Source organism: Pseudooceanicola sediminis (assembly GCF_003575965.1).
Classification (GTDB): Bacteria; Pseudomonadota; Alphaproteobacteria; order Rhodobacterales; family Rhodobacteraceae; genus Pseudooceanicola; species Pseudooceanicola sediminis.
This window is the reverse complement of sequence record NZ_QWJJ01000010.1, coordinates 137,837-159,332: the sequence shown is the minus strand read 5'-3', so window position 1 is coordinate 159,332 and position 21,496 is coordinate 137,837. Positions and strand designations below refer to the sequence as shown.

The 21,496-nt window shown below is 62.5% G+C and carries 22 protein-coding genes and 1 riboswitch; of the genes, 15 read left to right on the top strand and 7 right to left on the bottom strand.

The annotated features are described in order from the left end of the window. Nucleotides 1-115: 115 nt before the first annotated feature. Nucleotides 116-649: a DUF6622 family protein gene (locus DL237_RS20600; protein ID WP_158585639.1), complete on the top strand. Its 534-nt coding sequence runs from the start codon at nt 116-118 to the stop codon at nt 647-649. A 275-nt stretch (nt 650-924) separates the two neighbouring features. Here the strand turns inward: DL237_RS20600 and DL237_RS12880 are convergent, their stop codons facing one another. From DL237_RS12880 to DL237_RS12875, 3 genes are read right to left on the bottom strand one after another with little or no spacing between them, the layout of a single operon-like run. Continuing rightward, entirely contained in the window at nt 925-2,484 is a 1,560-nt protein-coding gene (locus DL237_RS12880; RefSeq protein ID WP_119399467.1) for an alkaline phosphatase D family protein, read from the bottom strand. 23 nt (nt 2,485-2,507) lie between these two features. Continuing rightward, a complete protein-coding gene (locus DL237_RS20595) occupies nt 2,508-2,648 on the bottom strand; it encodes a hypothetical protein (protein WP_158585638.1) in 141 nt (46 codons plus the stop codon). Nucleotides 2,649-2,669: 21 nt separating this feature from the next. Then, nucleotides 2,670-3,536 (bottom strand): branched-chain amino acid aminotransferase, encoded by an 867-nt coding sequence (locus tag DL237_RS12875; RefSeq protein WP_119399466.1) that lies wholly within the window; start codon nt 3,534-3,536, stop codon nt 2,670-2,672. Between the two features lie 206 nt (nt 3,537-3,742). Here DL237_RS12875 and DL237_RS12870 point away from each other — a divergent pair, with 206 nt between their 5' ends. The 5 genes from DL237_RS12870 (at nt 3,743) to dxs (ending at nt 8,215) form a co-directional block, all read left to right on the top strand. After that, nucleotides 3,743-4,240, top strand: coding sequence for a MarR family winged helix-turn-helix transcriptional regulator (locus tag DL237_RS12870; protein WP_119399465.1), 498 nt, complete (start codon nt 3,743-3,745; stop codon nt 4,238-4,240). Then, nucleotides 4,237-4,950, top strand: coding sequence for a response regulator (locus tag DL237_RS12865; RefSeq protein WP_119399464.1), 714 nt, complete (start codon nt 4,237-4,239; stop codon nt 4,948-4,950). Before DL237_RS12870 ends, DL237_RS12865 begins: the two co-directional genes overlap by 4 nt. 183 nt (nt 4,951-5,133) lie before the next feature. Beyond that, on the top strand, nt 5,134-5,376 hold the full coding sequence (locus DL237_RS12860) for an exodeoxyribonuclease VII small subunit (RefSeq protein ID WP_119399463.1): 243 nt from the start codon (nt 5,134-5,136) through the stop codon (nt 5,374-5,376). A gap of 1 nt (nt 5,377) precedes the next feature. Continuing rightward, nucleotides 5,378-6,238: a polyprenyl synthetase family protein gene (locus DL237_RS12855; RefSeq protein WP_321186044.1), complete on the top strand. Its 861-nt coding sequence runs from the start codon at nt 5,378-5,380 to the stop codon at nt 6,236-6,238. Between the two features lie 51 nt (nt 6,239-6,289). Then, entirely contained in the window at nt 6,290-8,215 is a 1,926-nt protein-coding gene (dxs, locus tag DL237_RS12850; protein WP_119399513.1) for a 1-deoxy-D-xylulose-5-phosphate synthase, read from the top strand. On the opposite strand, the gene DL237_RS12845 is transcribed toward dxs, so the two are convergent. Together DL237_RS12845 and DL237_RS12840 are read right to left on the bottom strand one after the other, a co-directional pair. Then, nucleotides 8,216-8,851, bottom strand: a complete 636-nt coding sequence (locus tag DL237_RS12845; RefSeq protein WP_119399462.1) for an exopolysaccharide biosynthesis protein — start codon at nt 8,849-8,851, stop codon at nt 8,216-8,218. It abuts the gene before it with no gap. 30 nt (nt 8,852-8,881) lie between these two features. Next, the gene (locus DL237_RS12840; RefSeq protein WP_119399461.1) at nt 8,882-9,760 is read right to left on the bottom strand and encodes an SDR family oxidoreductase; all 879 of its coding nucleotides are present in this window, start codon (nt 9,758-9,760) and stop codon (nt 8,882-8,884) included. Between the two features lie 152 nt (nt 9,761-9,912). Between DL237_RS12840 and DL237_RS12835 the strand changes: the two genes are divergently transcribed. The 4 genes from DL237_RS12835 (at nt 9,913) to DL237_RS12820 (ending at nt 13,541) form a co-directional block, all read left to right on the top strand. Then, a complete protein-coding gene (locus DL237_RS12835; protein WP_119399460.1) occupies nt 9,913-11,382 on the top strand; it encodes an AMP nucleosidase in 1,470 nt (489 codons plus the stop codon). Between the two features lie 143 nt (nt 11,383-11,525). Further along, nucleotides 11,526-11,813, top strand: coding sequence for an HU family DNA-binding protein (locus DL237_RS12830; RefSeq protein ID WP_119399459.1), 288 nt, complete (start codon nt 11,526-11,528; stop codon nt 11,811-11,813). A gap of 261 nt (nt 11,814-12,074) precedes the next feature. Further along, nucleotides 12,075-12,947, top strand: coding sequence for a DMT family transporter (locus tag DL237_RS12825; RefSeq protein WP_119399458.1), 873 nt, complete (start codon nt 12,075-12,077; stop codon nt 12,945-12,947). Nucleotides 12,948-13,109: 162 nt separating this feature from the next. Then, nucleotides 13,110-13,541 carry a thioredoxin family protein gene (locus tag DL237_RS12820; RefSeq protein WP_321186045.1) on the top strand — a complete coding sequence of 144 codons (432 nt, stop codon included), beginning with the start codon at nt 13,110-13,112 and terminating at the stop codon, nt 13,539-13,541. A 444-nt stretch (nt 13,542-13,985) separates the two neighbouring features. Here the strand turns inward: DL237_RS12820 and DL237_RS12810 are convergent, their stop codons facing one another. Next, nucleotides 13,986-14,930, bottom strand: coding sequence for an AEC family transporter (locus DL237_RS12810; RefSeq protein ID WP_158585637.1), 945 nt, complete (start codon nt 14,928-14,930; stop codon nt 13,986-13,988). 1 nt (nt 14,931) lies between these two features. Then, on the bottom strand, nt 14,932-16,035 hold the full coding sequence (gene aroC, locus DL237_RS12805; protein WP_119399455.1) for a chorismate synthase: 1,104 nt from the start codon (nt 16,033-16,035) through the stop codon (nt 14,932-14,934). 153 nt (nt 16,036-16,188) lie between these two features. Beyond that, nucleotides 16,189-16,289: riboswitch (TPP riboswitch) on the top strand. 42 nt (nt 16,290-16,331) lie between these two features. On the opposite strand from aroC, the gene thiB reads away from it, so the two are divergent. From thiB to deoC, 5 genes are all read left to right on the top strand, one after another. Further along, complete coding sequence (gene thiB, locus DL237_RS12800) at nt 16,332-17,309, top strand: thiamine ABC transporter substrate binding subunit (protein ID WP_119399454.1); 978 nt, start codon at nt 16,332-16,334, stop codon at nt 17,307-17,309. Further along, the gene (locus tag DL237_RS12795) at nt 17,285-18,826 is read left to right on the top strand and encodes a thiamine/thiamine pyrophosphate ABC transporter permease ThiP (protein ID WP_233544983.1); all 1,542 of its coding nucleotides are present in this window, start codon (nt 17,285-17,287) and stop codon (nt 18,824-18,826) included. The genes thiB and DL237_RS12795 overlap by 25 nt, the downstream gene beginning before the upstream one ends. Then, nucleotides 18,819-19,511 carry a thiamine ABC transporter ATP-binding protein gene (locus DL237_RS12790; protein ID WP_119399453.1) on the top strand — a complete coding sequence of 231 codons (693 nt, stop codon included), beginning with the start codon at nt 18,819-18,821 and terminating at the stop codon, nt 19,509-19,511. Before DL237_RS12795 ends, DL237_RS12790 begins: the two co-directional genes overlap by 8 nt. A gap of 158 nt (nt 19,512-19,669) precedes the next feature. Beyond that, nucleotides 19,670-20,269 carry a 2-dehydro-3-deoxygalactonokinase gene (locus DL237_RS12785; protein ID WP_147405345.1) on the top strand — a complete coding sequence of 200 codons (600 nt, stop codon included), beginning with the start codon at nt 19,670-19,672 and terminating at the stop codon, nt 20,267-20,269. A 181-nt stretch (nt 20,270-20,450) separates the two neighbouring features. After that, on the top strand, nt 20,451-21,449 hold the full coding sequence (deoC, locus tag DL237_RS12780) for a deoxyribose-phosphate aldolase (RefSeq protein WP_119399451.1): 999 nt from the start codon (nt 20,451-20,453) through the stop codon (nt 21,447-21,449). The last annotated feature ends 47 nt before the right edge of the window (nt 21,450-21,496 follow it).

The following is a 21,496-nucleotide window of genomic DNA, read 5'->3' as shown; positions in this document are numbered from 1 at the left end:
TCCGCCCGGTCCCATTTACGAATTCTTCGTTCTGCCACGCCCGCCGCTGCTGCAAAAGGCCGGCAGCGCCCCGCCGGGGCCTGTCCATTTGTTTCCAAAAACGGAGCCTTTCGCAATGCCCACGCCGTCTCTTCTCTCGCTTCCGATCGCCATCGTGCAACACACGCCGCTCTGGGTCTGGCCGCTGCTGGCCTTCGTGATCTTCATGGGATTGCGCGCGACCCGAGACCGGACCGTGCGCCTGTTTCAGCCGTTGATCGTGCCGCTGATATTCCTCGCGATCAGCCTCACCTCCGGGTCCATGCTGGGCGACGGGGTCTTTGCGCTGCTCTGGGTCATTGGGCTGGGCTGCGGTGCATTGGCGGGTCTGTGGCTGGCCAACAGGTTGGCGATGCAGGTGCTGCCCGACCGGCGCCTGCGTCTGGGGGGCCAATGGCTGTCGCTCTGCCTCAGCCTGACGATCTTCGTAAGCCATTTCGCGTTTTCGGTGCTTGCCGCCGTGGCACCGACCGTGCTCGACCTGCTTCAGGTCGGCGGCGCACTGTCGCTGCTGGTCGGCCTGTGCAGCGGTGTGTTCCTGGGTCGGGGGGTCGGCATCGTGCTGCGCGCTCTGCGCGCCGAGGGCCGATATGCACCCGAACTGCGCTGAGCGCGACGCGCGCTGAGGCGTTGCAGACCCGACCCGATGCGGACCTGCCGGAAAACCGTCAGGGTCCCGTCAAGATACCGACAGGATACCGACGTGCGAAATCGAAGGTTTTGCAGGCTCCGGGCACCTTCGCCGGGCATCTCGGGCGGGGCCGTTCCTGGCCCGGTCCTGCGCTGTTCCTGGCCCGGTCCGGGTGGCCCGGACCACCCCCTGATTACGGGAAAAGGGGCAGCGACCGACCGGCCCCTGCCCCCTCCCTGCGCAAGGCACTCGCCTCAGATCGTCGCGCCCTTGGGTTCCAGCGTGATCGACCAAAGCTCGGTATTGCCGCGATCCATCAGGCGCACCTTCATCTGCTGGGTCGCCCCGTCGATATCGACCAGACCAAAGAACTGCATCCCGTCCGAGGGCGGCAGGTTGACCTCGCCCGGTGCGGGCGCTTTGACAAAGCGTTCCTCGGGGCCAAAGGTCGGGTCCAGGTCGTTCGGGCCGAACGCCCCGGCGTGCAACGGGCCCGAGACGAACTCCCAGAACGGCTCAAACTCTTGAAATTGCGCCTTTTCCGGAGAGTAGTGGTGGGCGGCGGTATAATGCACATCAGCGGTCAGCCAGACGGTGTTCCTGACCTGCGCATCGCGGATAAAGCGCAGCAGGTCCGCGATTTCCAGCTCGCGTCCCTTCGGTGCCCCGCCATCGGCGTTGGCCACCGCCTCGAACTTTTCGCCGTCGCGCACCACCAGACCCAGCGGCATATCCGAGGCGATAACCTTCCACGTCGCTTTCGACGCGGCCAGCTCGGCCTGCAACCACTCGATCTGGTCGCGGCCCAGATAGGTCGAGGTCTCGTTGATTTCGCTCTCCAAATTCGCCCCGTTCGCCCCGCGATAGGACCGCATGTCCAGGAAGAAGATGTCCAGCATCGGACCATAGGCGATCTTGCGATAGACCCGGCCCGGCTCAGACGGGGTATAGCTGATCGGGGTCATCTCGTGAAACGCCCGCGCCGCCCGCGCCGCCAGCACATGGATCGACTTTTCCGAATAGCGGTCATCGGCGGTCAGATCCTTGGAGGCGGACCAGTTGTTGATCACCTCGTGGTCATCCCACTGAAAGAACGTCGGCACCTGCGCGTTCAGCGCCAACAGGTGTTCGTCCATCAGGTTGTATTTCCACTGGCCGCGATATTCATCCAGTGTTTCCGCGACCTTGGACTTTTCAGGTGTGACGATCAGGTTCTTCCACTGGGTGCCGTCGCCTGCGGTGATTTCGTCTGACAGCGCGCCATCGGCATAGATGGTGTCGCCCGAATGCAGAAAGAAATCCGGCTCATGCTGGGCCATCGTGGCGTAGGTGCGCATCCCGGCTTCGTCGATGCCATAGCCCTGACCAGCGGTATCGCCAGACCAGGCGAAACGCACCGACCGGCGCGACGCGGGCGCGGTGCGGAAGTGCCCGACAATCGGCTCGGACACGGCATTCACGTCGCTCAGGTCAGCAGCGGTGAAACGGTAGAAGATGTCCTGATCGGCCGGCAGCCCCTGGACCATGCGCTTGACGGTCAGATCGCTGGCGGGGTTGGTGTCGAGCGGGGCGAGGCGGCGCGCATCGTTAAAGCTTTCTGATGTCGCGACCTCCATCATCACCTTGGCGGGGCGATCCGTGCGCGTCCAGATCATGCCGGAGGAGGTCGTGACATCGCCCGACTGCACACCATGGGTGAACATCGGACGCGATGCCGCGCGGGAGATCGACGGCATGGCAAGGGTTGCGGTGGCAGCGGCGGTGCCGATCAACATGCTGCGGCGGGTCAGCCGGGGCTGGAAAAGCTTGGCCATAGGGCTTCCTTCAATGTCAGGGGTCAGACGATGGGCTGGACATGGAGGGAAAATGCAACAGCTCCCTGACGCTTGGGCGACAGAGCGGCGAAAGATTTGTAACTGAGTGGTAACTCGCTGAAATAAAATAAAAAACGGCGCGCCATCGGCACGCCGTCTTTCATCGTCTAATCAGGTTTGTCGCCTCAGGCGCGCACCATCTTTTCATAGCTTTCCGCGATATCGCGGGTCAGGGCGCCGACCTCGAAGGTATAGTCGCCGATCTGGCCAACGGGCGTCACCTCTGCCGCTGTCCCGGTCAGCCAGCATTGCTCAAAGCTCGCCAGTTCTTCGGGCATGATATGGCGCTCATGCACCGTGATGCCCTTTTCCTTCAGCATGGCGATGACCGTCTGGCGGGTGATCCCGTTCAGAAAGGCATCGGCCAGCGGCGTGTGCACTTCGCCGCCCTTGACGAAGAAGATGTTCGCGCCGGTGCATTCGGCCACGTAGCCCCGGTAGTCCATGAACAGCGCGTCCGAGCAACCCTTTGCTTCGGCAGCATGTTTCGACATGGTGCAGATCATGTAGAGGCCGGCGGCCTTTGCATGAACCGGAATCGTCTCGGGGCTGGGGCGCTTCCACTTGGAGATGTCCAGCTTGGCGCCCTTGAACTTGGCGTCGCCATAGTAGTTGCCCCATTCCCAGCCGGCCACGGCCAGACGGACGGGGTTGCGCGCTGCCGAAACGCCCATGTCTTCGCCCGCACCGCGCCAGGCAACGGCGCGCACATAGGCGTCGGTCCAGCCGTTCGCCTCAAGCATGGCGTATTTCGCCGCCTCGATTTCCTCGACCGAATAGGGGATCTCGAAATCCAGCATGCTGGCCGAGGCGCGCAGGCGCTTGGAATGCTCGATCCCCTTGAAGATCTTGCCGTTATAGCACCGCTCGCCTTCGAATACGGAGGAGGCATAGTGAAGCGCATGGGTCAGAAGGTGTACATTGGCATCGCGCCATTCCACCAGTTTGCCGTCCATCCAAATCTTGCCGTCGCGGTCATCATATGCGCTCATCGCGAACCTCCTGAAGTGCCGTGATTATTCCATAAGTTGCGTCAAAAGCCGGTCTCTCTGACATAAAGTTTCGCCGCAATGGGGTTTAGCTAGCGTTTGATTCTTGGAAAGTCAACAAGCCTGACGTATTCTTGGCCAAGCGGGAAATTCTTGGCTATGGTCACGTCAACGCGTAACGTCACAGCGAAATCCTGGCAGGAGGGCCAATGTCGGACACTCAACTCGGTGATAATCTTCTCTTCCTGACGGATGAACAGCTGCGTCAGGGCATCGAGGCGATGTTCTTCGCCTACCGCGGTTTCACCGCAGCGCCGGACCAGATCCTGGAAGGCATGGCCTACGGGCGCGCCCACCATCGTGCGCTGCATTTCATTTCCCGCAGCCAGGGGATGAAGGTGAATCGGCTGCTGACGATTCTGGGTGTCACGAAGCAAAGCCTGAACCGGGTGCTGCGCACCCTGATCGCAGACGGCCTTGTGGAAAGTCGCGTCGGGCGCGCGGACAAGCGTGAACGCCACCTTTATCTGACGGACAAGGGCGCGGCGCTGGAAACGCGATTGTCCGAGGGCCAGCGCAAATGGGTGCGCGACGCCTATCGCAAGGCGGGGCCGGACGCCGTGGCCGGCTTTCGGCAGGTGCTCGAGGCTATGATGGATGGCGAAATGCGCAAGAGCTACGCGTCGCTCAGGGATGGTGGTCAATGAGCGACCCTGATCCGCATCTGCTGATCGTGGATGACGATGAACGCATCCGCGACCTGCTGGCCAGGTTCCTGAAACGACACGGATTTCTGATCTCGACGGCGCGCGACGCGGCCCATGCCCGCCGGCTGCTGACCGGTCTGGAATTCGATCTGATTGTTCTCGATGTGATGATGCCCGGCGAAGACGGGATTTCCCTGACCGAAAGCCTGCGGGGCCAGCTCCTGACGCCGATCCTGCTGCTGACGGCGCGCGGGGAAATCGAAGACCGCATCCGCGGGCTTGAGGCCGGTGCCGACGATTACCTCGTCAAACCCTTCGAGCCCCGCGAATTGCTATTGCGGATCAATGCGATCCTCCGCCGCGTCCCTGAAACACCTGTTGCCAGCCTCATTCCCAAGGTGTTGCATTTGGGGGCCGTACGCTATGACATGGACCGCGCCGAATTGTGGCGGGGCGATGCCCCTGTCCGCCTGACCGCGACCGAAGTTCAGCTGATGCGGGTGTTTTCGGCGCATCCCGGCGAACCCCTGTCGCGCCTGCAACTGGTCGAGGAACTGGGCCGCGCCGGATCCCAGGAACAGCCCGGCGCCCAGGAACGCGCCGTCGATGTCCAGATCACCCGCCTGCGCCGCAAGATCGAAATCGACCCGAAACAACCCCGCTACCTGCAAACCGTGCGCGGAGCCGGCTATATGCTGGCCCCCGACTGATCGCTTGTCTTGTCGCTGGAGATCCCGCCGGACGCTGCCGCACCAGTCACAGACGCGTCAGCGGCAGCCGTTGCCACCTGTAGACCGCGATTTACGCAAAGCGGTGAGATGCCAGCGCGCAATTGAACCCGGCCCCTGCCGGGGATAAGGTGCCGGCAACCAGCCCTACGCCGAGGACCCCTGATGAGCGATACCCCCCTTTCCGAGATGTCCTTCGAGGCCGCAATGAAAGAGCTTGAGGCCGTCGTGACCCAGCTTGAACGCGGCGATGTCGAACTCGAAGCCTCGATCAAGTTGTATGAACGCGGCGCCGAGCTGAAGAAACATTGCGAAAAGAAACTGGCCGAGGCCGAGGAAAAGGTCGCGGCCATTACGCTGGACGGCGAGGGTAACCCCATTGGGACAAAGCCGGTCGAGGGTCTCTGACGTGTTCGATGCGGCGCTGGCCGACTCGGCACAGGCCGTTTCGGCCCACCTGGAACAGACGCTCGCCCCGTACGAGGGCGAGTTGGGGGCCGCGATGCGCTACGCCTGTAGCGGGGGCAAGCGGTTGCGCGCCTTTCTCGTGCTGGAGGGCGCGCGCCTGCACGACGTGCCGCTGGACCCCGCGCTCGACGCCGCTGCGGCCATCGAGGCTATCCACGCCTACAGCCTGGTGCATGACGACCTTCCCAGCATGGACGATGACGATCTGCGCCGGGGCCTGCCAACCGTGCACGTGAAATGGAACGAGGCAACCGGCATCCTGGTCGGGGATGCCTTGCAGAGCCATGCCTTCGCCCTGTTGGCCGGTGCCAATCTGGATGGCTCGCGCAGGCTGGCCCTGATTGCGGACCTGGCGCGCTGCGCCGGTGGTCAGGGTATGGTCTTGGGGCAAGCACTGGATATCGCAGCCGAAACGGCAGATGCGCCCTTATCGCTCGATCAGATCAAACGGCTTCAGGCGCACAAGACCGGGGCGCTTTTCGGATGGTCCGCGACCGCCGGGGCGGTGATGGCGGATGCAGATGCCGCGCCTCTTTCCGCTTACGCCAATGCGCTCGGGCTTGCCTTTCAGATCGCTGACGACATCCTGGATGTCGAAGGGGACGAGGCCCAGACAGGCAAGCGAGTGCAGAAGGACAGTCAAGCTGGCAAGGCGACCTTCGTCTCTCTCATGGGGCTGGAGGCGGCGCGGACTGCGGCCCAGCGTCTTGTCGAGGAGGCCTGCGACGCCTTGCGTCCTTATGGTACGGGCGCAGAGAACTTGCGGCAGGCCGCGCGCTTCGTTATCTCGCGGCAAGGCTGAGCCTGTCCGGCCTTTCGAGGCAGCAGGTCGACGGTGGATTTGGAGGCGGACATGACCCAGAAAACAGATACCCCGCTTCTCGACAAGGTGGTGACGCCTGCCGACATGAAGGGCCTGTCGGATCCACAGCTGCGCCAGCTTGCGAACGAGCTGCGCACCGAGACGATTGCCGCCGTGTCGGAAACCGGTGGGCATCTTGGTGCCGGGCTGGGCGTGGTCGAACTGACGGTCGCGCTGCATGCCGTCTTTGACGCCCCGCGCGACAAGATCATCTGGGACGTCAGCCACCAGAGCTATCCGCACAAGATCCTGACCGGGCGCCGCGACCGCATCCGCACCCTGCGTCAGAAAGGCGGCCTGTCAGGGTTCACCAAGCGCAGCGAAAGCCCGTTCGATCCTTTCGGTGCGGCCCACAGCTCTACCTCGATTTCCGCCGCGCTCGGGTTTTCCGTGGCGCGCGATCTGGGCGGCTCGGTTCCCGAGGGCCTTGGCGATGCGATTGCCGTGATCGGGGACGGCGCGATGAGCGCCGGCATGGCCTTTGAGGCGATGAACAATGCGGGCCACCTGAAAAAGCGCATGATCGTCATCCTGAACGACAACGAGATGTCGATCGCGCCCCCCGTCGGCGCGTTGTCGACCTATCTGACGCGGCTCTATACCGGCGATCCGTTCCACCAGTTCAAGGCCGCCGCCAAGGGGGCTGCCAGCTTTCTGCCGCCGCCCTTCAAGGAGGGGGCCAAGCGTGCCAAGGAGATCCTCAAGGGGATGGCCGTCGGCGGCACGCTGTTCGAAGAGCTGGGTTTTTCCTACATCGGTCCCCTGGATGGGCATGACATGGGCCAGTTGCTGCCGGTGTTGCGGACGGTCAAGGCCCGCGCGACAGGCCCGGTTCTGATCCATATCGTGACGAAAAAGGGCAAGGGTTATGCCCCGGCCGAACGGGCCAGCGACAAGGGACATGCGACAGCGAAATTCGATGTGCCGTCGGGCAAGCAGGTCAAGGCGCCGTCGAATGCACCCAGTTATACCAGCGTTTTCGGCAAGGAACTGGTGCGTCTGGCGGCAGAAGACAGCCGGATCTGCGCGGTAACGGCGGCGATGCCTGACGGTACAGGGCTGAACCTGATGGCAGAGCGGTTTCCGTCGCGCCTGTTCGATGTCGGGATCGCGGAGCAGCACGGCGTCACCTTCGCCGCGGCCCTAGCGGCGGGGGGGATGCGCCCCTTCTGCACGATGTATTCGACATTCCTGCAGCGCGGATACGATCAGGTTGTCCACGACGTGGCGATCCAGCGATTGCCGGTGCGCTTTGCCATCGACCGCGCCGGGCTGGTCGGCGCCGATGGCGCCACCCACGCGGGCAGCTACGACATTGCCTATATGGCGAACCTGCCCGGGATGGTCGTGATGGCGGCTGCCGATGAAGCCGAGCTGAAACACATGGTCGCCACCGCTGCCGCGCACGACGATGGCCCTATCGCCTTTCGCTACCCGCGGGGCGAGGGTGCTGGCGTCGAGATGCCGGAGGTTGGACAGCCGCTTGAAATCGGCAAGGGCCGCATGATCCGTGAGGGCGGCCGCATCGCCCTGTTGAGCTTTGGCACCCGCCTGTCCGAAGTCATGAAAGCCTGCGAGGCCCTGGAGGCGCGGGGCATCCACCCCACCGTCGCCGACGCGCGTTTTGCCAAGCCGCTGGACCGTGATCTGATCCTGAAGCTGGCGCGCGACCACGAGGCCTTGATCACCCTGGAAGAGGGCGCGATCGGGGGCTTTGGCAGCCACGTCGCGCAATTGCTGGCCGAAGAAGGTATGTTCGACACCGGTCTCAAGTACCGATCAATGGTTCTGCCGGACATCTTTATAGATCAGGCCAGCCCGGCCGACATGTACGCGGTAGCGGGGCTGAGCTGTCAGGACATCGAGGCAAAGGTTCTGGATGTGCTGGGTGTCGAACGGCTGGGCAAACGGGCCTGATCAGCCGCCGAACCCGCCAATTCCGCTGGAGATCATCCACCAGATGACGCCACAGCTGATCGCCGCCTGAATGTAACCCAGCAATGTGAACAGTCCGTCCCTTGCCAGCAGGCCAATCGCCAGAAACGATATTGCCGCTGCAAAGATCGACGTGACCATCGGCAGGATCTCAAGCGCCGGAATGATCAGGCATATTGCCAGGATCAGAAGCAGCGTGATGATGTTTGCCGGGCGGCTGACCAGTGCGGTCAGGCGTTTGTGGGTGCGTTGATCTATCCATCGGGTGGGTTTGCGCAGCCAGTCGACCGCCTTGTTCAACTTTTCTTCCTTGACGCGGCGCCGTTTCAGGATGCCGGGCATCCAGACCTGCGGACGCCCCAGCAATTTCTGGATGGTGATCAGAAAGATGAACGTCGCCCCGATGGTCGGCAAGCCGATGATGCCCGACAGGGGCGACACCAGGATCAGCGCAGGGACCAGAATGATGGGTGCAAAACTGCGCACCCCGACCTCGTCAAGCACATCGCCGACAGAGACGCTGCCATCGTGGCTGGAATTTTCCAGCGCATCGAGGATATCGCCGAGGCTGCGAAGTTCGTCGTGCTTGGCGGGTTTGGTGCGGGTTGCTGTCTGCATGAAGGAGGAACGCCCCAGCGTGCGCTTTGTTCAGTTGCCAGATGTGTTTTCCGCACCACGCTCTTGCGCCAGCAAGGCCGCAAGCCCCTGGCGATAGGTGGGGTAGATCAAGCGGATGCCGAGATCGTGTTTTATGCGGTCATTTCGCACGCGTTTGCTTTCGGCGTAAAAGCTGCGCGCCATGGGCGTCATCTCAGCCGCGGCGAAGTCTTCTTCGGGCGGTAGGGGAAGACCCAGAAGTTCGGCCGCGTGGCAGATGACGTCCTGTGGCGGGGCCGGATCGTCGTCGCACAGGTTGTAGATGGCACCCGGGTCTGGTCGCGCGACAGAGGCGGCGATCACCTGTGCGATGTCTTCGGCGTGAATGCGGCTGAAGACCTGGCCGGGTTTGATGATCCGCCGCGCAGTTCCCGCGCGAACCTTGCTGAACGGGCCGCGCCCGGGTCCGTAAATCCCTGCAAGGCGGAAAATATGCAGGGGCAGACCGGGAATGGCCTGCCAGGCGGCCTCGGCCTGGGCGCGCCACTGACCTCGTCGGGTGGACGGTGTCAGGGGGGTAGTCTCGTCTACCCATCCGCCATCGTGGTCGCCATAAACGCCAGTGGTTGAAAGATACCCGACCCACTGCAGGCGTTCGGCGTGCGTTGCTATGATATCGCCGAGTTCCCTCAGCACCGGGTCGCCATCGGCGTCGGGGGCCACGGAAATCAGCAGGTGCGATGCCTCTGCAATCAGTGGGCCAAAGGCATCGCCGGGAAAAAGATGCGGCGTCACGCCGCTGGCACGGATCTGCGCCAGACGTTCGGGTTTGCGCGTCGTTCCATGTATCTGCATGCCCGTCGGGCCCAGCAGGCGTGCCGCGGCGCGGGCCGAATATCCGTGTCCGAAAGAGATCATCACCTTGTTCATGGCGACAGTCTTGGAAGCAACCGCGCGACGTTTCAAGTGGCGCCTGTAATCCCGCAGCGAACAAGGCGGTGCAGGCGGGGCCCGACGGAACGGCACTTGTGCGCTTGCACAGCCTGCATCATCGCGACAGAAAGGGCGGAAAGGAGTTTTGAATGACCGAGAGCATCCTGAGCCCGGACGTTTGCGCCGCTGAATCCTTCGCCGACGCTGAACAGGCGGTCGACCGCCTGTGCGATCTTTACGAACAGGCGACCAGTTTTCTGCGGGCCCATTTCATTTCGGCGATGATGGATGGTCAACCCGAATGCCGCGTGCGCGCCTTTTATCCCGAAGTGCGTATCACCACGACGAGTTTCGCAAAGATCGACAGCCGTCTGAGCTTTGGTCACGTTTCCGCGCCCGGAACCCATGCGGCCACGATCACCCGACCCGCCCTGTTCCGGCACTATCTGGTTCAGCAAATCGGCCAACTGATCAAGAATTACGGTGTCGAGGTCGTCGTCGGTGCCTCCTCGACGCCGATGCCCGTCCATTTTGCCGTCGCTGCGGATGACAGTGTCACGGTACCCCACGAAGGCGCTGCCTCTTTCACGTTGCGCGACGTCTTCGATGTACCCGACCTGACAACGACCAATGATGATATCGTCAATGGTACCAATGTTGTCGGTGCTGATGGTGTAGAGCCGCTGGCACCCTTTACCGCCCAGCGTGTCGATTATTCGCTGGCCCGACTCACCCACTACACGGCCACGGACCCGGCGCATTTCCAGAATCACGTTCTGTTCACGAACTACCAGTTCTACGTCAGCGAATTCGAAGCCTTCGCGCGCAGGATGCTGGCCGATCCGGACAGTGGATACACCAGTTTCGTCAGCACCGGTAACGTGGAAATCACGGATGCGGATGGGATCATACCGGACACGACCAAGACCCCCCAGATGCCGACCTATCACCTCAAGCGCCCCGGTGGAGCAGGGATCACGCTGGTGAATATCGGTGTCGGTCCGTCCAATGCAAAGACAGCGACCGACCACATTGCGGTTCTGCGTCCGCATGCCTGGATCATGGTCGGCCATTGTGCCGGGCTGCGCAACAGCCAGACGCTGGGCGATTTTGTTCTGGCCCATGCCTACCTGCGCGAGGACAAGGTTCTGGATGATGACCTGCCGGTGTGGGTCCCGATCCCGGCGCTGGCCGAAATCCAGGTCGCGCTGGAGGAAGCCGTTGAAAAAGTTACGGAATTGGAAGGGTATGATCTGAAACGTATCATGCGCACCGGCACCGTCGCCAGCCTGGACAACCGGAACTGGGAGCTGCGGGATCAGCGTGGCCCGGTACAGCGGCTGTCGCAATCGCGCGCCGTTGCCCTGGATATGGAAAGTGCAACGATCGCCGCAAACGGGTTCCGGTTCCGCGTGCCCTACGGCACCTTGCTCTGCATTTCCGACAAGCCGCTGCACGGCGAGCTGAAACTGCCCGGAATGGCCAGTGATTTCTATAAAACACAGGTTGCACGCCATCTCATGATCGGTATTCGGGCCATGGAAAGCCTGCGGGACATGCCACTTGAACGGTTGCACAGCCGCAAGTTGAGAAGCTTCGACGAAACTGCCTTTTTATGACATGTGGCGGAGCATTGCCGGAATGACTGGCGACTGTCAAAAAAGCCAAGAAAATATACGCTATTTGTTGTGTCTGTCCTCTACATCCGGTTATATGCGGCGCACGAGGCCCAAGACATCGGGCAGTAAAAGGAGACCATCAAATGGCAAAGCCGATGACCAAGACCCAGCTTGTGGCCGCTCTGGCCGACGAAATGGGCGAAGATAAGAAAACCGCTTCTGCCGCTTTGGATGCTGTAGTTGCAATCATCACCAAAGAAGTGTCCGAAGGCGGCGCAGTGACCCTGCCCGGCGTTGGCAAGATCTATTGCCGGGAGCGCCCCGAGCGCATGGTCCGCAACCCCGCAACGGGCGAGCAGATCAAGAAAGAAGCTGACAAGGTGGTCAAGATGACCATTGCGAAAGCTCTCAAAGACAGCGTGAACGGCTAAGCTCTGCCTGATCCGCATATCGGATTTACGATACTGACATAAGAAAAGGCTGCCCTGGGGCGGCCTTTTCTATTTTTGTCGCGGTGCAATGACTTGATTTAACTTGGGAATATCGTTGCCGCCTAACCAGGTGACCGCCCTCCGCCTCGCACTGCTTGCATGTACAGATTGGCGGTGCCGACCCTTCCTTCCATCGCGCAATTCTGTTTACGTCGCGCCGGAATGTCCGGGCACCTGTTCCCGGTTCAGACAGGAGTTCGCATGGACATCAAAGCCATTTTCATGGGGCTCGCCTTTGCCTTCATGTGGTCGAGCGCATTTACGTCTGCGCGGATCATCGTGGCTCATGCGCCGCCAATGACCTCCCTTGCATTGCGGTTCCTGATCTCGGGGCTGATTGCCATCGCCCTTGCCAAGTCCATGGGCCAGAACCTGAAGTTATCCCGGTCGCAGTGGCGCGCGACGATAATCTTCGGCGTCTGTCAGAATGCGCTCTACCTCGGGCTTTTCTTTATCGCGATGCAGTGGATCGAAGCATCTCTTGCCTCGATCCTCGCTTCGACCATGCCGCTGATGGTGGGGCTGTTCGGCTGGCTGGTGCTGGGGGACAAGTTGAAACCTCTTGCCATACTGGGGCTTTTCCTGGGAATTATCGGCGCCGGTCTTATCATGGGCACGCGGATCGGTGCCGGTGCCGACCTGTTCGGGCTGTTCCTCTGCGTCATCGGCACGGCCGCGCTCAGCGTGGCGACGCTAAGTGCGCGCGGCGCCTCCGGCGGTGGCAATGTGATGATGGTCGTGGGGCTGCAAATGCTGGTCGGAGCAGCCTGTCTGGGCATAGCCGCCGTCGCATTCGAAGAGTGGCACGTGAATTGGAGCCCCGGATTGCTGGGCGCCTTTGCTTATACGGTGCTGGTCCCGGGTATCGGGGCGACCTGGGTCTGGTTTACCCTGGTGAACCGGATCGGAGCGGTTAAGGCCGCGACCTTTCACTTTTTGAATCCATTCTTTGGTGTTCTGGTCGCTGCGCTGGTGCTGGGCGAGGCGATCGGCCCGCTGGATCTGGTGGGCGTGGCAATCGTGGCAGCGGGCATTCTGGCGGTCCAGCTTTCCAAGCAACGACCGATAACCTGAGACAAGCCGGGCATTCGCCACAAGCCTGACTTTGCCGAAACCCCGGGGTGCGCGGCAAAACGGATGCATTGTCACCAGACTGACGATAGAATTCACAGTGCAACGTAAGGGGCGGGCTTGGACCGCCTGCTGCAATCTGGGTCTGTCTGAGTGGACGGTAACATGATGATCCGGCGCGACTTTCTTGCCATCAGCTCCGCTTTTGCGGCGGTGTCGCCCCTGCGGGGGAGAGCTGAAACTGGACGTGATGCCCTGACATTCAAACCGGGTGTCCTTGCCGAACACTTGCGAAAGGGGGCGACGGTCTTCCTGACGTTCAAGGCAAGTTGGTGCGCAACATGTGCCGCGCAGACCCGCGTGCTGGAAAAGCTTAAGGCTGAAAACGCGGCTGATGTGCGGCTTGTCACCTTCATCGACGCGGACTGGGATACTTATGGACGGGCGCAATTTGCTACTCGAATGCGTATACCCCGCCACGGAACTCTCGTCGTGCTGAAAGGCGACGAGGAGCTTGGCCGTATCGTCGCAGACACCGGCGAAGAAAAGATAAGGGGTCTTCTGTCAATTGCGACGGCAGCGGCCAGGGCCGGTTAGGACCTATGCGATGGCATAGGCTATCTTGCAGACGCGTCGCGCTGCAAAAGATGTGCTTCGAGTGCAATACCTTCCTCGAAAAGTCTGGCCTTTGACGATGCCATCGGCAGATGTGTCGACCGTTCCGTCAGTGCCGGTGGCGGTGCCCCGAACCAACCTGACGACAACCCAAACCCACCCGAAATCATCGCGACCAGCGCGAGGCTGAGGCCCAGCAGACCGATTTGCATCTCTGACTGGGGCAATATCCTGACTTGGGCGGCTCTTTTGCGCGCTGCCGGAACAAGCCGATCGTGCAGGACGCCAGAGTGGCGCTGGAAGGCGCCATGTTTCCCTGAATGTGCCAAAAGTTAACCTCCTGTACTGCCACCCATTCCCAGAGTTGGCGCAGGAGAGTTAACAAATCGCGAAGATCGGTTCCGCCGGGTAGGCGCAGCTACCCGGTCAGACGAGAAAGGACATCAAGGCAGTCAGGGTGAAAAATGCCGCCACGGTCGAGATCATGACAGAGAGCGCCGCTGCGCCTGAATGCTCGGTATTCTGGGTCAGCAGCGGAAATACACCGAAAATCGGCATGGCGGTCGACAGGATCAGGGCAATGGCCATGTCGCCTTTGGGTACAGGAAAGCCAAGGACGACAAAGGCCGACAGGATGCCGAATGCGACAAGCGGATGCACCAGAAGTTTGAACGCCGAAATCACGACCGCAAGCCTCAGGTTGCCCTGCATGGGTAATCCAACCAGCGAGCCACCGATAAAGAACAGCGCAATCGGCGACGCTGCATAGCTGAGCAATTCGAGGGCGCGATCCGCTGGATAGGGCAGGGGAATACCCAGGAGTGAGACGACTGCGCCAAGGATCAGACCGGAAATCATCGGACGGCGTATGACGGACCAGGCAATGATGGCGATGGTGTGCAATGGGGTGCTCCGCTCGCGCGGATTGGCGGCTTCGATCAGGGTCAGGCCGATGGGGTTTAGAAAGAAGTTTTCCACCAGCAGGCACATCGCGAGGATCGAGGGTGCGTAATCCGGATAGACCGATTGCATGATGGGAAAGGCGAGAAAGGCCGAATTCGGTGTCGCGGTGCCAAGTACACCGACCGCGCGGCGCGCAGGTCCAAGGCCGCGCAGGCGCAGCGTGATCCACATCAGCAGTTGCGTCCCCAACCCGGCGCAGAGCATGGCCAGAAAGAAACCTGGGTCGATCAGATCCTGAAACGGCTGCGTTGCGGTCGCCCGGAACAGCAACGACGGCAGCGCAAGATACATCACGAAATTGCCCAGGGCCGTCATGTCGCGCAGGTCAAAGACCTCGATCCGGGTCAGCACATACCCAAGTCCGACCAAGGCAAAGATCGGAAATGTAATGGCGAGGATCGACAGCATATCAGCCGATTTTACCGCCGGCATCCCCGACCTGGCCGCGATGCAACAGCAGATGATCGAGGATCACGCAGGCCATCATCGCCTCGCCTACCGGCACGGCGCGGATACCGACGCAGGGGTCATGCCGGCCCTTGGTGATGATCTCGGTCGCTTCGCCGGATTTGGTGATGGTCTGGCGGGTTTTCAGGATGGATGACGTCGGTTTGACCGCGAAACGCACCACGATGTCCTGACCCGAGGATATCCCCCCGAGGATCCCGCCCGCGTGGTTCGAGGAAAACATCGGCTTGCCGTCGTTGCCAAGGAAAATCTCGTCGGCGTTCTCCTCGCCGGTCAGGCAGGCGGCGTTCATGCCCTCGCCGATTTCCACGCCCTTGACCGCATTGATCGACATCATCGCGGCGGCAAGATCGGTGTCGAGCTTGCCATAGACCGGGGCACCAAGGCCGGCGGGCACCCCTTTGGCAACAACTTCGATCACCGCGCCAACCGAGTTGCCGGATTTGCGCAGACCGTCGAGGTAGTCGGCCCAGCTGTCTGCGGCGTCAGCATCGGGGCAAAAGAACGGATTTTCGCTGATCTGGGCGGCATCGAAGCGTTCGCGGTCAATGCCGTGCGGGCCAATCCGGGTCATGTAGCCACGGATCTGCACTTCGGGCGCCAGCGTTGCCAGCGCCGCGCGGGCCAGCCCGCCTGCGGCAACGCGCGCCGCCGTTTCGCGGGCCGAGGAGCGCCCGCCACCGCGATAGTCGCGGATGCCGTATTTCAGCCAGTACGTGATATCGGCATGACCGGGACGAAACTTTTCTGCGATATCACCGTAATCCTTGGACCGCTGATCGGTGTTGCGGATCATGAGTTGCACCGGGGTGCCGGTGGTCTTGCCCTCGAATACGCCTGACAGGATCTCGACCTCGTCAGCCTCGCGCCGCTGGGTGGTGTATTTCGATTGGCCGGGTTTGCGCTGATCCAGCCAGTATTGCAGCAGTTCCGGGTCGACGTCGATGCCCGGCGGGCAGCCATCGACCGTCGCCCCAAGGGAGGGCCCGTGGCTTTCGCCCCAGGTCGTGACACGGAACAGGTGACCGAAACTGTTGATCGACATGAGGCTCTCCGGGCGGCTTTGTCGCCGGGTTACCCCAATGCGCAAAGACACGCAATTCCGCGCAGGCTGGCATTTCACATGGTCGGACACGAAAGAGCCGATCTCGGGCAGTATCTGCGCCTCTTGCGCCTGTGCCGACTGCGCCCTAGTGTCGGGGCCACCTCGGGGTGCCTGCAAGGGCTGAGATGCAATGATGCGAACCCGTCGAACCTGATCCGGTTAAAACCGGCGGAGGGAAGGTCGGGCGGCTCAGCGTCGCCAATCTTTCTCCGCCCGTAACAGTAAGGATGGATGCCATGAAGCATCTTGGATTTGTTGCGGGTTGTCTGTTGGCCACGCAAGCGGCGGCGCAGACTCCCGTTCTGAACGTCTATACCTACGACAGTTTCGTTCCCGAATGGGGCCCCGGCCCGGCCATCGAAAAGGCGTTTGAGACCAAGTGCGGCTGCGATGTGGTCTTTACAGCGGCCGGCGATGGCGCTGCGTTGCTGTCGCGCATCCGGTTGGAGGGTGAGCGCACCGAGGCCGACGTGGTGTTGGGTCTGGACACCAGCCTGATCGCCCAGGCCAGGGCGACCGGCCTTTTTGCAGAGACCGATGTCGACGCGGCCTATGATTTGCCGGTCGCATGGAGCGACAAGACCTTCGTGCCCTACGACTGGGGGTATTTCGCCTTTGTCGGCAATGCCGGAGAGGATCACCCGACATCGTTCCGCGCGTTGGCCGACAGCGACACCACCATCGTGATCGAAGATCCCCGCAGCTCGACCCCCGGTCTGGGCCTGCTGATGTGGGTCAAGGCAGCCTATGGCGACGAAGCGCCGGAGATATGGGAGGCGCTGGCCGACAATATCGTGACCGTGACCCCCGGCTGGTCCGAGGCTTACGGCATGTTTCTGGATGGAGAGGCCGACATGGTGCTGAGCTATACCACGTCGCCCGCCTACCACGTCATTGCCGAGGACGATTCCTCGAAGCAGGCAGTGGCGTTCGACGAGGGCAATTATACGCAGATCGAAGTGGCGGCCAAAGTTGCCAGTTCCGACCAATCTGAGCTGGCAGACCGCTTTCTGGCCTTTCTGGTCGAGGAAACCGCACAAGGTATTCTGCCGACGACGAACTGGATGTACCCGGCGGTCATGCCGGCGGGTGGACTACCCGAGGCGTTCGAGCAGATCGTCGCGCCGGGCAAGGCCTTGCTGATGGCGCCGGATCAGGCCGAGGCCGCAAGGAGCGGGGCGCTGGAAGAGTGGCGCAACGCCCTGTCGCAATAGGACGCAGCCTGGGATATCTGGCGGCGGCGCTGCTCCTGACCTTGCTTGGGGTGCCGCTGTTGGCGATCTTTCTTCGGGCCGGGGGCGGTGTGCTGCCCGGCCCGTCCGATTGGGCTGCCCTGCGCTTCACGCTGACGCAGGCGTCGCTCTCTGCGCTGTTTTCCGTTTTTCTGGCGTTGCCGGTGGCGCGGGCCCTGGCGCGGCGGCGATTTCCGGGGCGGCGGATGATGGTGGCGCTGACGGGCGCACCGTTCATCCTGCCCGTGGTCGTCGCAGTTATGGGGTTGCTGGCGATCTTCGGCGCGCACGGCCTGCTGAATACGCTCGCCGCCCAGGTCGGCCTCGGTCCCTGGCGGATCTACGGGCTGCACGGTGTTGTCCTGGCCCATGTGTTTTTCAACATGCCGCTGGCGGTACGCATGATCCTGCAAGGCTGGCAGGGAATCCCGTCTGAGCGGTTCCGCCTCGCTGCGCAGCTGGATCTGTCCCCCGGCGGAGTGTTTCGCCTGTTGGAATGGCCGATGCTGCGGCAGGTCGTTCCGGGCGCGTTGGCAGCGATTTTCGCGATCTGCCTTGCCAGTTTCGCGGTGGCGCTGATTCTGGGCGGCGGTCCGCGCGCCACCACGGTGGAACTCGGGATCTACCAGGCGTTCATGTTCGATTTCGATCTGGGTCGCGCCGCGGTGCTGGCCTTGATGCAGACGGCCCTTGTCGCGGCTGCCGCCATCTTGGCACTGCTTGTCACGCGGATGGATGGCAGCGGCACCGGGCTGGATCGCGCCTTGCCGCGATGGGACAGCCCCGGTGGTTGGCGGCGGCTGGCCGACGTTCTGGGGCTGATCGCAGCCGGTGCGTTTCTGGTCGGTCCGCTGGTGGCTGTGGCGCTGGCCGGTCTGTCTGGGTTTGGTGATCTGCCTCCGGGGCTTTGGCCCGCGATCGCCAATTCTCTGATTGTATCTCTGTTGTCGGCGCTGACCACGGTGATCGTCGCGCTTGCACTGTCGGCGGCGCAAAGCCGCGTCGTGCAGGGTATCGGCCTGTTGCCGCTTGCCTTGTCACCGCTGGTTCTGGGAACAGGCTATTTTCTGATCCTGAACCCGGTGATCGTGCCGGGGCGGCTTGCCCTGCCGGTGACGGTTTTGGTGAATACTCTGATGGCGTTGCCCTTTTCGCTGCGCGTTCTGGCACCTGCATATGTCCGGGTCGAGGCCGATTTCGGGCGCCTTGCCGATACATTGGCGCTGCGGGGTCTGGCGCGGTTGCGTTGGCTGCTGCTGCCGCGCCTGCGCGCGCCGATCGGGTTTGCCGCCGGGCTGGCCGCAGCGCTGTCCATGGGGGATCTGGGCGTCATCACGCTGTTCGGCAGCGCGGATCGGCAGACGCTGCCGCTGTTGATGTTTCGCCTGATGGGGGCATACCGCACCGAGGCGGCAGCAAGTTGCGGGTTAATCCTGATGGCGCTGAGTTTCGGCATCTTCTGGCTGTTCGATCAGGGTGGAGGCAAATCGAATGCTTGAGTTGAGGGCCGTGGACATCCGGCAGGATGATTTCCGTCTCCGGGCTGATCTTGCCGTCGCGACGGGCCGAAAGGTGGCGGTGATCGGCCCGTCAGGTGCGGGCAAGTCGACATTGTTGTCGACCATCGCGGGGTTCTTCAGGCAGACCTCTGGCCAGGTGGTGTGGCAGGGACGCCCGCTGGACGGTGTCGCGCCGGGCAAACGCCCCATCTCGATGCTGTTTCAGGACGGAAACCTGTTTCCTCACCTTGATATCGCGCGCAATATTGGCCTTGGGATCGCGCCATCGCTGCGCCTGTCCGAGCAGGATCGGGCGCGGGTCGAGGATGCCTTGCAGCGTGTCGGGCTTGGCGGCATGGGCGGGCGCACGCCGGCTGCACTGTCGGGCGGGCAGCAAAGCCGGGCGGCGTTGGCGAGGATTTTGGTACAGAACCGCCCGCTGCTGCTGCTGGACGAACCCTTTGCCGCGCTTGGCCCCGCATTGCGGGCGGAAATGCTGGATCTGGTGTCCGATCTCGTGGATGAAACCGGTGTCACCCTGTTGATGGTCAGCCACGATCCGGCGGATGCGCGCCGCATCGCGCAAGACATCATGCTGGTCGATGACGGTCACGCATATCCTCCGGCCGAGGCGGGTCAGATGCTGGCTGATCCGCCAGAGGCACTGCGCCGGTACCTTGGTTAGGTCGAACCTCGCCTCATGTCGCCGGGATCATTTCCGGTGCGGCCCGGTGATTGACCGCGGCGGCGGGCGGGCCTATCCCGTTGGGTATGGAATGGCTTGGCATCGAAATCGACGAAAATCGGCACTGGGGCCCTGAGGGGGAATGCGCTCCGCAGGGCGTGGCAACGGAGCACCGGCTGATCGTCGGCGCAACTGGCCTGCCCGCCCACAAGATACCCGGCAAGCTGTGCCCGGAGGACTTGCATCGCGGAGCTGACGGGCTGTGCCTGCCCGGGCTGGGGCAGATGACCTCGGGCGAGCGGCTTCGGCTGCTGGGGTTCCAGACGCTCAACCCCTATTGGGACGGGGTTGCCCTGATCGTGCAATCCGAACGAACGTTGTGGGTGACGCTGAGCGCGGGCGAGGCCATTCACGTGCAGGCCAGCGCCACGGGGCAATTGGCCATCGCGCTCGGGTGCGAGGCGGCGGTGCCGGAGGGGCTGGATGAAGCAATGTCGCTGGCCGAACGTCTGCCCTTTCAGTTGGCCGAGGCCACCGGGCCGGGGGCGCGGTTGGCGGCGCTGCTGGGGGCCGAAATGGCCGCGGCGAAACGGCTGTGGCTGGGCCAGCAGGCGGTGTTGATCGGGCAGGGGCCGCTGGCACATGCCTACCTCGCAGCGCTTCGCGGGTTGTACGTGCCGGTGACGGAAACGATGGACGCGGCGTTGGTGCGCGAGGGATTTCGCGCCCTGGCCCGGACCTTTGTCGCAAGCGACTGACGCAACGCCAGCCAGGTGTCGGTTGCCTTGCACGATCCTGCGCGCCGTGTGAAAGTCTGCCCTGACAATGGCGAGGCCCAGTGAACAAAGGCCAGTGAACAAAGGCCAGTGAACCAAGGGTCTTTCGGGGCGACGCGACGGTTGTGCCCTGATACGCGGCCGGACGACGGATGGAGGATTCATGCAGACCGAACAGGCGGACAGAATGGTGGTGTCCTCGCAGCTTCCGCAGGCGATAGAGCCGCGCAACCCTGGCATGCCGCTGGATATGGACTGGGTCCGGAGTGCGCAGGCGAACCGATCTGCCATCGAGCGCCGCGCGGCCAGCCTGCCGGGTCGGCGCAGCGTCAAGAAAGACTATCAGGCCGCTTGGTTGTGCCGGGCGATTTCGTGTATCGACCTGACCACACTGGCCGGAGACGACACCGAGGGCCGCGTGCGCCGTCTGTGTGCCAAGGCCAGGCAACCGGTGCGGCGCGATCTGCTGGACGCCTTGGGCATGCAGGGGCTGACGACCGGCGCCGTCTGCGTCTATCACGACATGGTCCCGGCTGCGGTAAAGGCCCTGAAGCGGTCGGGCATCCCCGTGGCGGCCGTGTCGACAGGCTTTCCTGCCGGGTTGTCGCCGTTTCATCTGCGGCTGGCGGAAATCGGCGAAAGCGTGAGCGAGGGCGCCGCCGAGATCGATATCGTGATTTCACGGCGGCATGTGCTGAGCGGTAACTGGCAGGCGCTGTATGACGAGATGAAGGCCTTTCGTGCAGCTTGCGGCGAGGCGCATGTCAAGGCGATCCTGGCCACGGGCGAACTGGGATCGCTGCGCAATGTCGCGCGTGCCAGCCTTGTTTGCATGATGGCGGGGGCCGATTTCATCAAGACGTCGACGGGCAAGGAAAGCGTCAATGCAACCTTGCCGGTGTCTCTGGTCATGATCCGGGCGATCCGGGAATATTACGAGCGGACGGGTATCCGTGTCGGCTACAAGCCCGCTGGAGGGATCTCCAAGGCGAAGGATTCGCTGGTTTATCTGAGCCTGATCAAGGAAGAGCTTGGCGACCGCTGGCTGCGCCCGGACCTGTTCCGATTTGGCGCGTCATCCTTGCTGGGCGATATCGAGCGGCAGCTGGAGCATCATGTGACCGGCGCCTATTCGGCCAGCTGGCGGCATGCTGCCGGATAGGCCGGGATTTGGATATTTATGACAGGGAAACCTGGGCAGGGCGGAGC